Source organism: Nocardia sp. NPDC050408, from assembly GCF_044458905.1.
Lineage (GTDB): Bacteria > Actinomycetota > Actinomycetes > Mycobacteriales > Mycobacteriaceae > Nocardia.
Genome location: NZ_JBITIL010000009.1, coordinates 77,284 through 91,904 on the forward strand (window position 1 = coordinate 77,284; position 14,621 = coordinate 91,904).

The 14,621-nt window shown below is 65.2% G+C and carries 9 protein-coding genes; 4 read left to right on the forward strand and 5 right to left on the reverse strand.

Annotated elements, in window-relative coordinates:
• The first annotated feature begins 23 nt into the window (after positions 1-23).
• Entirely contained in the window at positions 24-650 is a 627-nt protein-coding gene (locus ACIBJI_RS25230) for an NUDIX domain-containing protein (RefSeq protein WP_364345382.1), read from the forward strand.
• Here ACIBJI_RS25230 and ACIBJI_RS25235 read toward each other — a convergent pair.
• Positions 607-1,026 carry a pyridoxamine 5'-phosphate oxidase family protein gene (locus ACIBJI_RS25235; protein WP_364345384.1) on the reverse strand — a complete coding sequence of 140 codons (420 nt, stop codon included), beginning with the start codon at positions 1,024-1,026 and terminating at the stop codon, positions 607-609. The genes ACIBJI_RS25230 and ACIBJI_RS25235 overlap by 44 nt on opposite strands.
• A gap of 233 nt (positions 1,027-1,259) precedes the next feature.
• Here ACIBJI_RS25235 and ACIBJI_RS25240 point away from each other — a divergent pair, with 233 nt between their 5' ends.
• A complete protein-coding gene (locus tag ACIBJI_RS25240) occupies positions 1,260-1,670 on the forward strand; it encodes a hypothetical protein (RefSeq protein ID WP_364345386.1) in 411 nt (136 codons plus the stop codon).
• A gap of 105 nt (positions 1,671-1,775) precedes the next feature.
• Positions 1,776-2,285 (forward strand): GNAT family N-acetyltransferase, encoded by a 510-nt coding sequence (locus tag ACIBJI_RS25245; RefSeq protein ID WP_364345388.1) that lies wholly within the window; start codon positions 1,776-1,778, stop codon positions 2,283-2,285.
• Positions 2,286-2,327: 42 nt separating this feature from the next.
• Here the strand turns inward: ACIBJI_RS25245 and ACIBJI_RS25250 are convergent, their stop codons facing one another.
• The gene (locus ACIBJI_RS25250; RefSeq protein ID WP_364345390.1) at positions 2,328-2,729 is read right to left on the reverse strand and encodes a hypothetical protein; all 402 of its coding nucleotides are present in this window, start codon (positions 2,727-2,729) and stop codon (positions 2,328-2,330) included.
• A gap of 128 nt (positions 2,730-2,857) precedes the next feature.
• Here ACIBJI_RS25250 and ACIBJI_RS25255 point away from each other — a divergent pair, with 128 nt between their 5' ends.
• Positions 2,858-3,754 carry a helix-turn-helix domain-containing protein gene (locus ACIBJI_RS25255; RefSeq protein ID WP_397086197.1) on the forward strand — a complete coding sequence of 299 codons (897 nt, stop codon included), beginning with the start codon at positions 2,858-2,860 and terminating at the stop codon, positions 3,752-3,754.
• Here ACIBJI_RS25255 and ACIBJI_RS25260 read toward each other — a convergent pair.
• The 3 genes from ACIBJI_RS25260 to ACIBJI_RS25270 all read right to left on the reverse strand — a co-directional run bounded on the left by ACIBJI_RS25260 (position 3,664) and on the right by ACIBJI_RS25270 (position 14,420).
• The gene (locus tag ACIBJI_RS25260; RefSeq protein ID WP_364345394.1) at positions 3,664-4,353 is read right to left on the reverse strand and encodes a S1 family peptidase; all 690 of its coding nucleotides are present in this window, start codon (positions 4,351-4,353) and stop codon (positions 3,664-3,666) included. The genes ACIBJI_RS25255 and ACIBJI_RS25260 overlap by 91 nt on opposite strands.
• A 155-nt stretch (positions 4,354-4,508) precedes the next feature.
• A complete protein-coding gene (locus ACIBJI_RS25265; RefSeq protein WP_397086199.1) occupies positions 4,509-11,771 on the reverse strand; it encodes an amino acid adenylation domain-containing protein in 7,263 nt (2,420 codons plus the stop codon).
• Positions 11,772-11,945: 174 nt separating this feature from the next.
• Positions 11,946-14,420, reverse strand: coding sequence for an FAD-dependent monooxygenase (locus ACIBJI_RS25270; protein ID WP_397086201.1), 2,475 nt, complete (start codon positions 14,418-14,420; stop codon positions 11,946-11,948).
• Between the last annotated feature and the right edge of the window lie 201 nt (positions 14,421-14,621).

Sequence of the window (14,621 nt, forward strand, 5' to 3'; positions counted from 1 at the left end):
GCCCGCGACTACAGTCGCCTGCCATGAACCTCGCGACCGCGACTGTCGCCGATATCGTCGATGGGATCACGCCGCTGGATGCTCTCGAGCGGCAGCACATCGAGGACACCAAGGCCTGGCTGGCCTCCACCGATGATGTTTTCCGTCGCGTCAAACCCGACACTCCCCCACGGCATCTGGTCTCGTACGTGGTGCTCGTCGACCCGCGGGCACGCAGCGTCCTGCTCGGCCGCCATCTCCTCGCCGGACTGTGGCTGCCGACCGGCGGCCATGTCTCACCGGGAGAACATCCGCTGGCCGCCGCCGGACGCGAGGCCGCGGAGGAGTTGGGCATCGACCCCGAATTCACCGTCATCGGAAACGAACCGCTGTTCCTCACTGTCACCACGACGGTCGGCACCCACAGCGGACACCAGGATGTCAGCCTCTGGTACGTCATCCGCGGCGACCGCGCCCGCGAATACACCTTGGACCCGCGCGAATTCGGTGCAGCACAGTGGTGGGATATCGACACCTTCGACCGCACCGACGCCGATCCACATTTCGCGCGCTTCCTCGCGAAACTCGAACCGCTACTCCCCGGGAGGATTCCAGCCCCTCGAGCGACTACCGATCGACCTCTTCCGGCCCCACGTACTCGATTCCGGTGACGATATCGGGCAGGATTCTGGTCACTCGATCACCGGCACCGACCGTGCGAGAGGGCAAGAACTGTTGATAGTGCACGATTTCGTGTTGGTCGCGGACGGTGTCGGCGATACCGGTCACGATCACACACCAGCCGAGGGAGGTTTGGTGGTCGATCGCGTCCACCTCGTAAGCCACGACCTGATGATCGAGCGAACCGGTCGTTGCGGCGTCGGCGTAGATGACCAGGTGATCCTCGACCAGTGCGTGGCTGACCGGGCGAATCGCGGGTAAAGCGTAGCGCGAGAACGCGACACGCCCGAATCCGATCGTGCCCAGCAGGTGCAGTGCGGTATCAACCGACAGTTCGCGTGACTCCCGCACATCGTCTACTGCCATACCCCATTGTCCACCAGTTCGCGCTGCGAAGCAGCCCCTATCGATGACCTTACTTCGGACAGGCGGTGATCATGTTGCCTACCAAGCGATTACACGGTACGAAGGATGAACAGGTATCGGTTTTCCGAAGGAGCCGTTCATACCCGCCGAAATCGGGCGCAGTAGAATGGCCACGTCTCCGGGGTCCCGAAACGTGGCCACCAATACGAATCAACGACTCAGGAGGACTTTCGATGCCCGATGATGTGCGGTCGAGCTCCCGGACCGGCGCCCGCGGGGGCAGCAGCCGAAGCACGTGGCGTAGTAGGCCGCGACGATCATTCGGCCCCACCAAAGAGCTATCCGGAAACGCCACCGCGTTCACCGATTCCAGCGATCGGCTGGTGCGCCGTCTCTTCGACACGGGGCTGCGGCTGCACAAACTCCGTATGGTTTTCGATCGGCCGGATCCGAGCGCCGCCGAATTGCGGACGGCCAGCGATGCGATCGCCGCGATGCTCGACGATCTGGACGGACTGATCCGCGAAACCGGACTTGCGATGCTGGATATCGCCCACGAACGCGACACCGAGACAACCGAATCGCTGCGCAATCAAGCGATACACGACGGACGACCGACGAATCGTCGCGGACGACTACGCTGATCCGACGACTCAGCGCATATTGTCCAGAATCGGCACGGCATCCCAGACGGCCGGACATCCATCGCGCGTTTGCGTGTGGCAGCGGTGTCGGTGGCCGATCGCCGGATGAGGGTGCGGCAGTTGGGTGGAAGCGAGTGGACGGTCGCCCGAGAGATCCGGCTAGATGCTTTGGCGGGATCGCCACCGGGGACGTTCGCTTCGACGTTCGAGGTGGCGTCGCGGTGGGATGAGCCGCAGTGGCGGCAGTGGATGGGTACGCGGCTGCTATTCGTCGCCGAGCGCGACGGCCGGGTCGTCGGCTCGGCGGGCATCGTCACCAAGGCCGATAGCAGTCCGCCGATCGTGGCGTCGGTCTGGGTGAATCCGAGCGCACGCGGAACCGGGGCATCGGATCTCCTTCTCACCGCCACCGTCGACTGGGCCAGGGCTCATGGTCACGGCGAACTTCGGCTCTGGGTTGTCGAAGGCAATCATCACGCCGAGTCCCTGTACCTACGAACGGGTTTCGCCTTCACCGGACGCCGACAACGCTGCGGCGAGGATGATCCGCGGCTGGAGCAGGAAATGTCCATTGCGGTGACGTACGGTTCAGGACCCACTCGACTTCCCGGATGACATCTCGACGGGCGCACGAGATCCGATACACGGCACCGAAGTTCACAATCCGGCCCGCCGCACCCCACTCACCTCCAGCGCCGCGAACAACGCAACCCACACCGCACCGATCAACAGGAAGGCGACCCCGAGCCCGGTCAACTCGAGCAGACCCGAGAATGCCAACACCACCAGCCCCAGCGCTGAGATCACATTGACCCCGATAACAGCGACCGCATGGCTCCCCACGAGATCCGGGTACCCGGCAATGAGCAGCAGCGCGAGTCCGCCACCGACCATCGCGACGCCGAACGGGATGGACCACGCGGTCGGCAGCCCCAACGGCCCGCGCAGCGCCGCTGCCCCGGCCAGCATGACGATGCCGAACACCCCGGTGCCCCAGCCGTCCAGGCGCAACACGGTACGCAGGTAGTCGGTATCGGCGCGCGCGACGAGTGTGCTCATCTTCTCTCCTCTTGTCGATCCGGCAGCCCGATCGGCTCCCGAAACCGACCATGCCGGACCTGAGGTGAAGGTCTCAATAACCTCTGAGGTCATGGCCGAACGCACACCGCGCTGATTAGCCTGCCCGGGTGGCGGTAAATCAGACGGAATCGCGGGTCGGCGCATTGCTGCGCGACTGGCGCCACCGACGCAGGCTCAGCCAGCTCGATCTGGCACTGGCCGCGGACAGCTCCTCGCGCCACATCTCGTATATGGAGACCGGCCGGGCTAAACCCAGCCGAGCCATGATTCTGCGGCTCTGCGACGCGCTGGATGTGCCGCTGCGCGAGCGCAACACATTGCTGCTGGCCGCCGACTATGCACCCGCCTACCGAGAGAGCAGCCTCGACGACGCGAGCCTGGCCGCGGTCCGCTCCGCACTCGACATCATGCTGACCGCGCACGAGCCCTATCCGGCGGTCGTGGTGGACCGCTTGTGGAATGTGGTCTCAGGAAATAGCGCCATGAACCTGTTCATGGCCGATATCCCCGAAGCGCTGATGTCTCCGCAACCGAATGTCTACCGGCTGGTGCTGCATCCCGACGGCCTCGCGGCCCGCCTCGCCAACCTGACCCAGGTGCGAGAGTTGTTCCTGGAGAGACTGTCTCGCCAGGTCAACGCCACCGGCGACGCCGCACTCCGAACACTCTACGGCGAGGTCGCCGCCTACCCCCCACCGCCGGATTTCAGCGACGCACCCGATGACGATGCGGCATCACCCAATCCGTTCGAGGTCCCGCTGCGCATCCGAACTCCGTTCGGCGAACTACGCATGTTCAGCACCATGGCCACCTTCGGCGCGCCCGCCGACGTCACGCTGTCCGAACTCGCGATCGAATTGTTCTACCCACTCGACGAATTCACCGCCGCAGCACTGCGCGGATTCGCGGCGGATCAGATGAGTTGGAATCCGCTACCGACCCCGCCGACGGCGTCCACGGCCTGGAGTATCGGATCGATCGGCGCGAAAAATGCCGGTGAATGAATGGGTATCGCCGGGAAGATGCATGGAATATTGAATCCGACGCCGTTGATTCCGGTCAGCCGCCCCTGATTCATGCCGACCAGTCGATCACCGACGGTGACCGGTCCACCGGAATCGCCAGGCTTGGAGCAGGATTGGTTGATCGTCGTGCCGTCCAGCGACCCCCAGACCACACCGCAGTCGAATCGACTGCTGCGCCCGCTCGTGCACACCGGTTCGCCGGGTGCGGGTGCCGCACCGAATCCGGCGATGGTGGTCGGTCCGACATTGCGCACGGGCGTGACCTTGTCCGAATCGAATTGCAGCACTGCGAAATCGAGGCCTTCGCCGTCATCGGAGTATGCGACCGTGCCGATCACACCGGCATCCAAAAAGCGTTCGGCGCCGAATCGCGAGCCGGTCGGGGCGCAGTGCCCCGCGGTCAGTCCGACCAGGTGTCCGGCGCTGTCGTAGCCGATCGCGGTCAGCGAGCACGCGACGTTGTTATCGAAGACCAGGCCGGAACCGCCGCCGACCACGGCATTTCCGGCCGCCTGCGCGGTTGCGGCCCCCACGAGTCCCACAGCGGCCGAGCACATCGCGATCATTCCCAACTTCACGGCAACTACTCTCCTTCTCGAACTGGCCGACCTCGGAATCGACTCACGCGTCGACCAACCGCACACACACGATGGAGAGCCGCCCCGACAGCTGCGGCCACCCCGGAACTCTAGTTCAAGCTTCCGGTTAACCGCACCCATCGGGGCCAAACCGATCAGGCGTCGAGCATTTCGGCACCGAGCTCCCGGTCCGGATCCGGATCGGCCGCCGCGAGCGCCGAGTCCAACTGCACCGCGACCTCGCGAACATGCGGTTCGGTCATCATGTGCAGGTGGTCGCCGGGCACCGGGACCAGCGTGAAGCGCCGGGCGGCGTACTGCTCCCAACCGTTGTTCGCGCTGTCGAACATGCTGCCGACGACCTGGTGCGCGAGATCCACACCCGGCGGCAGGGCCTCCTCGGCGCGCAGCAGGGTGATATCGCGGTCATAGGGTTCGAGCTGGTACTCCAGCAACGCCGTGTAGTTGGCGTAGAACACCTCGTAGAGCCGCCGGATCGCCTGCGGTGAACTGTCGGCGGGCAGGATGCCGGAGCGGATCGACTCGGCGAGCATCGAATCGAAGAGCTTCTCGGTTGCGTGCACGTCGGGTTCGAAATCAACCAGCGCGGCCTTATTTCCGCGGGCGTACCACAGCAATTCGAGGAAGAACCAGCGAATGAGCTGTTCCTCGGCAATGGGTTCGCGGGCCTGCTGACGCAATGCCATGGTGTCCAGCAGCGTCACACTGGCCACCTCCCGCTCGGGCAGTTGCCGCGCCATCTCGAGTGCGACATTCCCGCCGAAGGACCAACCGGCCAGGTGGTAGGGCCCCTCCGGATGCACGCGACGCACCGCCGCCAGGTAGGACTCGGCCATCCCCACGATCGTCTTCTCCGGCGTACTGCCCGCATCGCCGCCCGCGGCCTGCAGGCCGTAGATCGTACGATCCGGATCGAGGTAGCGGGCAAGTGCCAAGTAGCACAGCACATTTCCACCGATCGGATGCACCAGGAACAGCGGCGGCTTATGACCGCCTACGGTGATCGGCACCAGCGGGTCGAATGTGCGCCGGGTATTTCCGGACCGGACCAGCGCCGCGAGTTGGGCGGCGGTCGGCGCGCCGATGAACAGATCCAGCGGCACGTCGACACCGAAGCGCCGGGACAACCCCATCACTACGCGCATGGCACCGATGGAGGTACCGCCCGCGGCGAAGAAATCGTCGTCGAGACCGATCGAGCGTAGACCCGCGTACTCGGCGAGTAGTTCGACCGCGGAGTGCTCGTATTCGTCGGCCGGCTCCCGCTGTGCGGCAACCGTTTCCGGTGCGGATTCGACGATCGAACGCAATGCGCCGTCATCGCGCTTGCCGCTGGGCATGCGGGGCAGTTCGTCGAGGAAGACGAAGCGCGAGGGCACCATATGCGCGGGCAGAACGCCGCGCAGATCGTGGCGCAGCGCTGCCAGATCGGTCTGCTCGGCATCGCCGACCAGGAAGGCGATCAGCGCGCCATCAATGCCGCCGAACCCCCGTGCCACCACGGCCGCCTCGGTGATGGTCGGATACTGCTCGACCAGTCCGAGGATGCACAGCTCCACCTCGGCGGGCTCCACCCGGAAGCCGCGAATCTTGACCTGACTGTCACTGCGGCCGAGGCAGACGAGATCTCCGGAGGCCAGCCGCACGCCGAGATCGCCCGTGCGGTAAAGGATTGCGCCGCCGTGAGTGGCCACGAACCGCTGCGCGGTCAGCGCCGCCCGGTCTTGGTAGCCCCGCGCGAGGGACCGGCCGCCGAGATAGATCTCACCGATCACACCGTCGGCGACCGGACGCAGGGCACTGTCGAGCAATTCGACGGTATCGCCGTCGACGGGGCGGCCGATGGGCGGCAGCGCCGGATAGTCGTCGGGTGAGCCCGCGAGCGTGAATATGGTCGCGACGTGGGATTCCGTTGGGCCGTATTGGTTTTCCAGCAATAGCCCCGGCACCACTTTGCACAGTGCGCGGATCTCGTCGGTGATGCGCAATTGCTCACCGGAGGACGCGAGTACTTTCAGCTCGACCGGGAACTTTCGCCGGGCGACCACGGCCTCGGCGAAGGCCTGCAGTGCGACATAGGGCAGAAACAGCCGCTCGATACCTTCGGCCACAACGGTATTCAGCAATTCATCGACATTGGAACGCAAATCCGCCGAACTCACCCGCAGTGTGGACCCCGCGGCCAGGGTCGTGAAGATCTCCTGGAACGACACATCGAAGCTCAATGGCGCCAACTGCAATGTGCTGGCCAGGTTCAGGCCCGATGGGCTGCGGTTTTGCCAGTCCACCAGCGTGGTCAGGCCGCGGTGCGGCATCGCGACGCCCTTGGGCTCGCCGGTGGAGCCGGAAGTGAAAAGCACGTAGGCGAGCGCGTCGGGCGAAATGTGATCCGGGACAGCAAAATCCATATCACTGTCAGCGGTCGGATCGAACACCTCCGCTGTGTCCAGCACCAGTCGAACATTGTCGACGATCTCGGCATACGCGGCGTCGGCGATCACCCGGTGCGGGCGGGCGCGGTCGATCATGAGATTCAGCCGGGCCCGCGGGTAGCTGACATCGAGCGGCATGCAGGCCGCGCCCATTCGCATGAGTGCCAGCACCAGTAGCACCAATTCCGGGCGACGGCTCATCAGGATGCCGATCCGGTCACCTGGTCTGATCCCCAAACCGTTGAGCCACCGGGCGAGTCGTTCGCTGCGCTCGATCAGGTCGTCGTAGGTGAGGCTGGATTCGTCGCCCCGGACGGCGACGGTGTGCGGATTGAGTGCTGCCGCGTCGGCGACCAATGTGCCGATATCGCGCGCGGTCGCCGGACCCGTGCCGCGGTCGATCGCCGCATCCGGATCCGCGACGATCGCCGCCAATATGCGCAGCTGAGTCACTGCCACGGTTTCGCATTGATCTTTGGTCAGCGTGTGGTCACCGTTGACCCGCACCCACATTCGGTCGTCACGCGGATCATGGGCCACCGTGACCAAGAGCTGGAAATTGGTGTCCTCGCGAACGTCGAAGTCGTGCAGGGTGACTCGGTCCGTACCGAGGATCGGTGCGAAGAGGTGGTAGTTGATGAAGTTGAATGCCGTCTCGAAGGCAGGCCCGCCATCGGCCAGGATCGACCGCAGCGGATAGCGTCGGTGCGGGTAGGCGTCGCGATCCCGGCGCGCTATCTGCTCGACGGCGGCGCGCCAGGTGGTGGCGGTATCGTCCAGCCGCATCGGCAGCGTGTTCAGAAACAGGCCCGCGATGCTCTCCGCGCCTGCCCGATCCGGTCGGCCGTGGCTGACCACACCGGTGGTGATATCGGCGCGACCGGTCACCGTGCGCAAGGTCAGGCAGTGTGCCGCGAGGTAGACCGCCTTCTCGGGCACCTGGTGCCGAGCGGCGAATGCGGTGACCCGCTCGGCGAGCCGACGCGGCAGCAGGGCGGCGGCCTGCGGTTCCTTCGCACCCGTACCCTCGTGGACACCCAGGGCGGTCAGCGCGGTCGGCTCGGCTCCGGCCAGTGCCGCGCGCCAGTACGCACGGGCCGAATCATCATGCACCGCGGCGATTTCGGACTGCGCGTACTCGGCCAGGGCAGTGGCCGCATGCGGCGTGTCATCGATACCGGTTTCGATCAGTCCCAGCGTATTCAGGTAGTCGACCAGCAGTTCGAGCACCGCGGTAGCGACACTCCATCCGTCGAGGATGGCGTGGTGGAAGCTGAGCACCAGATCGACGGTCTGGAGGGCGCTTTCGGACGGTCGCAGGAATACCCGCACCGCATGTAGTGGGGCGCGTGCGAGGTCGTACCGGGCGTGTCTGCGCTCCTGGGTGTAGTCCTCGACCTCCTGATCGGCCAGCACCGGATCGAGATCGGAGACATCGACGATCTCGAGTTCGTATTCGATCGCGCTGTGCACTACCTGGACCGGGACTGAATACTTGCTCAGCTCGAACGAGGACCGCAGTGCGGGCTGACGGCGTACGAGCCGGTCGAATGCCGCGTGGAATTGTGCAGCGTCCCAGGGCATTTCGAACCGATAACGGAATACGTCCTTGTAGGTCACCGAATCCGTGCGCTCGATGCTGTGGAAGAGCATGCCGAGCTGCAGCGCGGTGGCCGGGAAGGCATCCTCGGCCTGATGCAGTGCGGCGCGGTCGATCAGCGGCACCGTCGCCAATGCAGCGGCGATGCGGATCCGGTTGCCGTCCGGACCATCCGAGGCGATCTGGGTCAGTTCGGCAATGGTCGGATGCTCATAGAAGGCATCCACATCGAAGAACAGTCCGGCGCGTTCGGCGGCGGTGCGCACAGATAGCGCGAGTATGGAGTCGCCGCCGTGGGTAAAGAAGTTGTCGTGTACACCGATGGAGTCGATACCGAGCACGGTCCGCCAGACCTGTGCCAGTTCGGCCTCGACCGGTGTCCGCGGTTCGGTCGGCACGCCGACGAAATCCGCATGCTGAGAAACCTCCGCCGCCCGTGCCAATGCCTTGCGATCGGTCTTGCCGTTGGGGGTCAACGGAATACGGTCGACGCGCAGCAGTCGGGTCGGAATCATATAGCGCGGCAGGCGAATCGCGATCTGTGCGGCGATCTCGTCACCGGTCACGTCATCGCCGACGAAATATCCGACCAGATGCAGTTCATGCGTCTCGGACTGCTCGTCGACGACGACCGCGGCGCGCACCCCCGTGCACCCCAGGATCGCGTTCTGCACCTCGCCGAGAGTGATCCGGTTGCCGCGGATCTTGACCTGATCATCGAAGCGGCCCAGGTACTCCAGGGTGCCGTCGGCCAGCCAGCGCGCCAGGTCACCGGTGCGGTAGCGACGACGGCCCGGCACGGTCAGATCGTCGACGAATGCGGCCGCGGTCAGGTCCGGGCGGCCGCGGTAGCCGCGCGCGACACCGACTCCGGCGATATTGAGTTCACCGGTTACGCCGATGGGCATGCGGCGTCCGGATTCGTCGAGCACCAGCAGGGCGGTATTGTCGATCGGACGACCGATAGGCACCAGATCGAGCGAATCACGCTGGTCGTTTCGAGCGACCTGCAAGCAGTCGCCGGCGGGTGGGCAATCGAAATACGAGACGTCCACGGTGGCCTCAGTGGGACCGTAGAGATTCACCAACTGCGGTGGCCGCTGCGCGACCGCGGCGAAGGCGGCGTGGAAGCGGCGAACCAGCGCGGGCGGCAGCGCCTCACCACTGCAGAACACCCGGCGCAGGCCCGCGATGCGCGGCACGATCGTGCGATCGGCCTCCAGTTCGTCTACGAAGGCCGCCAGCATGGACGGCACGAAGTGCATGACGGTCACCGCATTCGCCTCGATGGCCTCGGCAATGCGGCGCGGATCGCGCTCACCGCCGACCTCGAGCAGTGCCACCTTGGCTCCGGTGATGGCCCACCAGAACAACTCCCACACCGAAACGTCGAAGGTGACAGGCGTTTTCTGCAGGATCACGTCATCGGCGAACAGTGGGTAGCGGCGCTGCATCCAGGTCAGCCGGTTGACCACCGAGCGATGCTCGACCATCACGCCCTTGGGCACCCCGGTCGAGCCCGAGGTATAGATGAGATAGCTCAAATCGTGTGGGTGCGAGACATTTTCGACGGTGCCGGGAGGTGTGTCGGACACCGTGATGTGGGTGACGCCGAGGTTTTGGTAGACCCGCGCATGTTCGCTTCCGGCGACCACGAACCGCGCTTCGCAGTCCGCGAGAACCGTTTCGATGCGCGCCGCCGGATAATCCGGATCGAGCGGCACGTAAGCGCATCCGGCACGCAAAATGCCGAGCACCGCGATAAGCATGTCGGACGAACGGGGCAGCACGACCGCAATGCACTCGTTCCCAGTTGCGCCGAGCTCGTGCAGCCGAGCGGCGAAACCCTCTACCAGACCGGACAATCGGGCGTAGGTCAGTTCGCGGGAATCCGCGGACACCACCGCCACCCGTTCCGGATGATCGGCGGCCTTTTCGATGAACAGCCGATCAATGGTGGTGTAAGGAAATTCGATACGCGGACCCGCCTCGAAGGCCGCCACTTCGGCACTGTCCCGCGCCGAAAGCAGCGGCAGCGCACCCACCGGAGTCTCCGGATGGTCCAGCGACGCGGTGACCATTTCGCCCACGCTGCGCAGCGCCGATTCGATCGGAAAGCTCGCGTCGAAAATGTCTTTGTCGTAGAACAGCTGGAGGCTGAACGAGCCGTCCCGGCCGTTCTCCGCCGTGACGATGGTGAGCGCGTTGGTCACCGAACCCGGATTGTGCACCGTCCATTTCGAAATCAGTTCGTGGACGTAATCGGCATCCGGCAGCTTCGTGTGGGAAAAGGCGACGTCGTAGAGTGGCGGCGCGGCCGGATCCGGATTCAGTGCCCGGGTCAGCTCACCGTACGGGAAGCGCTGATGCTTCTTGAGCTTTCGAATCTGCTGGGTCACCTGCTCGGCGATCTGCCTGAGCGGCACGTCGCGATCGACGCGCACCGGCAGCGGGACGACATTGGCGCGGTGGCCCTGCGTGCGATAGGTCTCCGCGGAGTGCCGGTTCAGCATCGGGACGCCGATCACCACCTGATCGGTGCGGTGGATCGTCGCGAGATACGTTGCCACCGCAGCGGTCAGATACGCGAAAACGGTCACACCGGTGGCACGAACACGATTGAGGTACTCTCCCGAAATCATCGTGTTGTAGTGGCCGCGGGCAATTCTCGGCGAGCTGGTCCGGTTGGGGAACAGCGCGGGTTCGACGCCGTCGAGCGCGGCGAGCAGACCGTCACGGTCGGCTGTGTACTGCTCGGAAGCCCGGTACGTCTCGTCGTCCTCGACGATCCGCCGATAGGTGGCCACGGAACGGTCGGTGTGCTCATCGGCCGGCTCAGGCACCGCAAGCTGTTCGAGCGGAACATCTTTCATCTTGTAGCTGGTATCCAGCGTAGCGATGACCGGATTCATGCCATAGCCGTCGGCCAGCGCGTGATGGAACGACATGAACAGGAAGAACCGGTCCGGTCGATCCACCACCGCGGCCAGCCGCGCGGGCCGATCCGGAAGCTCCGGCGCGCCGACCTCGCGCCACAGCCATTCCTGGGTGGCGGCCTCCGGATCCGGCGCATCGGTCAGGTCGACGACCTCGACCGCCGGAATCTCATTCGAAATCCATTGGCGGAATTGGCCGTTCTCGAAGGTGAAGCGCAATCGCAATGCGTCATCGCTCATCAGGGCTCGCTGCCAGCAGGCGCGCAGCCGCGCTATATCCAGCGGCTCATCGATGCGCAGGCTATAGGTCTGCTGCGCAACGGGTTCCGGTGCCAGCCGGAATGCCAAGCCGAGTACGTCGCGCTGATATGCGCTGACCGGCCATGCTTCGATCGGTCTTTCGGGATTTGCGGTGGTTTTCGACGTCACAGTCACTCCTATCGCGACAGCCGCGGCACAGACCGTGCGCAAACTGTCCAGGACCCGCCCCTGATGACGCCGAAACGCAAAGCCGTTACCACTTGTATCCAGTTTTCAGATAGCGCGAATTACCGGCATCGACATCGATGCCGGGATTCGCCCTCGTTTATGGGTGCGAGTCGGTCAGATCACCGACAGCAATGCGCGCACACTCTCATCGGCAAGTCGCTCGGCGCGCCCACGAGAAACCGCTGGCTCGACATAGCCGAGGTTGAACGACAATTCGCCGTGTGTGGCATTGGCGGTGGCCATGATGAAGCCGCTCACCGACATGCCCGAGACGAATTGCGCGCCCGAGAGCTGCCACGCGCCGATCTTGTCCGGGAACGGGTAGCGACCCAGGTAGGTCATACACAGGTGACCTGGACCGCGGGTGTCCATCAACTTGACCGTGGATGCACTGGCGGCCACCGATTTCGGTGCGGCGACCTTCAGCAGGCTCAGTGCCGCGAGATGGTCGCGACGGTCCATTCGTGCACCGTACTCGCGCTCGATCTCGCCGGCGATCTGCCACAGCGAGGACCACGGCGCGTATTTCGCGGGGGTCGCGATCATGCCCTGGTAGGTGCCGACCTCGGTGTCGGCGACCGCGCCGTCGAGGTGGCCGCGGAAGTTCACCGAACTGCCTACGGTGTACCAGGATTCGGTGTAGGTGCCCGACTCGCGTGCCGCCGCGATGAGCAGCGCCGCCGAGAGCGCGGCCTGCAGGCCGACGTCGTGACGCTCGCAACCTGCGGTCAATGCGTCGAGTTGATCGGCATCCAGACTGCGGTGCACAACCCGGCTACGTCGCCGCGACGGCGGGGCGAGTTCGGTCGGCTCGAGTCGCCGCGGCCGCTTCAGCTGCGACTTCTGGTCGCGCAGCAGCGATCCGACCGTGCGGCCGAAGCCCTTGGCGCCCTGGAACTTCGCCGGGAACAGCTGCTCCGGACCCGGCCGAACCGGGGCGGGCTCGAGATCAATGCCATCGCCCGCGGCGACCTGCAGCACCTGCTTGGCCACCGACATAGCGCTCTCACCGTCGGCGATCGCATAGTGCAGAGTGACGATCAGATCGCTGGTCTCACCGGTGGCATCCGCGATGAGCACGGCGCGCGCGAGCGGACCGGAGTGCCAGTCGAAGGGCTCGCGCAATTCGACATCGTCGACCTCGGCCAGCCAGGCGTCCGGACCGGCGGACTCGACCACACGCAGCGGAATCGGTGTCGGCACCGGCACGAAACGCGGTGCGCTGCCATCGGGTTCGGCTGCCACCGCGACACCGAGCAGCGGATGTCGATGCCGCACTTCGTCGAGGCCGATTCGCACCTGCTCGGCGGTGATCGAGCCGTGCACCCGCACCCGGGCCAGAATATGCAGCGGCGCAAGCTGATCCGCGATCCAATGCCAGCGCTCCACCGGAGACAGCTGGCGTGGCAGTCGCGCGGTCGGTCCCTCCAGCGGCGGGAACGACATCGGCTTACCCAATTCGCGCAGGAAGAATTCCGTGGGTGCGTGCCGGAAGTAGGTGTCGCGAGCCTTCACCAGTTTGGGATCGGTTGTCTGCTCGATCTTGCCGAGCGACCACGAACCGTTGACGAACATGGCCGTCCGCTCGGCGCGCACCTGCTCGTAACGACGCAGGCCCGCAACGGGATCCAGCGAGGTCTTCAGCGTGTGGGCGAGTACGACGGCGTCCTCGATGGCGGAGTTGGCGCCCTGACCGAGGCTGGGCAGCATGGGATGCGCCGCATCGCCGAGCAGGGTGACCCGGCCGCGACCCCAGCCATCCAGCGGCGGACGGTCCTGGCAGGGCACGGCGAGCACATCGGCCCAGTCGGTCTGATCGATGCAAGCGCGCACCTCCGGCGCCCAGTCGGCATAGAGCCGCTGCAAATCTTCCTTGGTGCCACGCCAATCGGCGGCCTCATCGCCCGGCATGGTCATGGTGCCCCACCAGTACACCCGGCCGTGGCCGATGTCGTGGATGCCGAAACGCATTCCGGTGCCCCAATAGTGCGCGGAGTAGCCGTGCGGCACGGCCGGATGTTCGAACGGGACGCAGGCCAGCCAGGCGACGAAATTGCCGGGGCGCGGTTCGGCGCGGCCGTGCAATTGGGCGCGCACCACGGAGTGGATGCCGTCGGCGCCGATCAGCAGATCGCCCTCGGCGATGCGGCCGTCGGCGAATTCGACGCGCACGTGCTCACCGTCATCGATGAACCGAGTCGCTTGTGCGCCAACATGAGTCGGAGTGTCGCCGATCGCGCGCAACAGGACCGCATGCAGATCCTTGCGGTGCAGGGCGACACTCGGTGCGCCGAGCCGCTCGTCCTGACGGTGCACCGGAAGCACTCGGATGGGGGTGCCGTCCGGGTTGTTGAAGCGGAAGGTCTCGACCTTCCCGCCACGCTCGAACAGTTCTTCCTCGATGCCGAGGCCGATCGCACGCAACGCCTTGATTCCATTGGCCTGCACCGAAAGTCCGAATCCTTGGCCACGCAGCTCGGGTGCGGCCTCATAGAGCTCGACCATGAAGCCCGCCTGTCGCAATGCGGCGGCCGTCGTGAGCCCTCCGATCCCCGCACCGAGCACGATAACCTTGATCGGACTACTCATTCGAACCTGCGCTTCCATCGAATCACTCGACCGCACAGGACTCTTCATCGTTCGAAGCGACCACCGAGCAACGCTGCCCGCCAGCTCTCATCCCCCCGAGCAGCACTGTTCGAAGACCTTGGTTATCCCCGACCAGACAGGCGGGGCGGGATGCCTGTGCCTGACCGACCCGAAGCCTACCGCTATAACCGTGTCTGAAAC

Bases quoted from the DNA above. Each gene is read 5' to 3' on its own strand.
- ACIBJI_RS25230 (WP_364345382.1), top strand. From the start codon at position 24: ATGAACCTCGCGACCGCGACTGTCGCCGATATCGTCGATGGGATCACG.
- ACIBJI_RS25235 (WP_364345384.1), bottom strand. From the start codon at position 1,026: ATGGCAGTAGACGATGTGCGGGAGTCACGCGAACTGTCGGTTGATACC.
- ACIBJI_RS25240 (WP_364345386.1), top strand. From the start codon at position 1,260: ATGCCCGATGATGTGCGGTCGAGCTCCCGGACCGGCGCCCGCGGGGGC.
- ACIBJI_RS25245 (WP_364345388.1), top strand. From the start codon at position 1,776: ATGAGGGTGCGGCAGTTGGGTGGAAGCGAGTGGACGGTCGCCCGAGAG.
- ACIBJI_RS25250 (WP_364345390.1), bottom strand. From the start codon at position 2,729: ATGAGCACACTCGTCGCGCGCGCCGATACCGACTACCTGCGTACCGTG.
- ACIBJI_RS25270 (WP_397086201.1), bottom strand. From the start codon at position 14,420: ATGAGTAGTCCGATCAAGGTTATCGTGCTCGGTGCGGGGATCGGAGGG.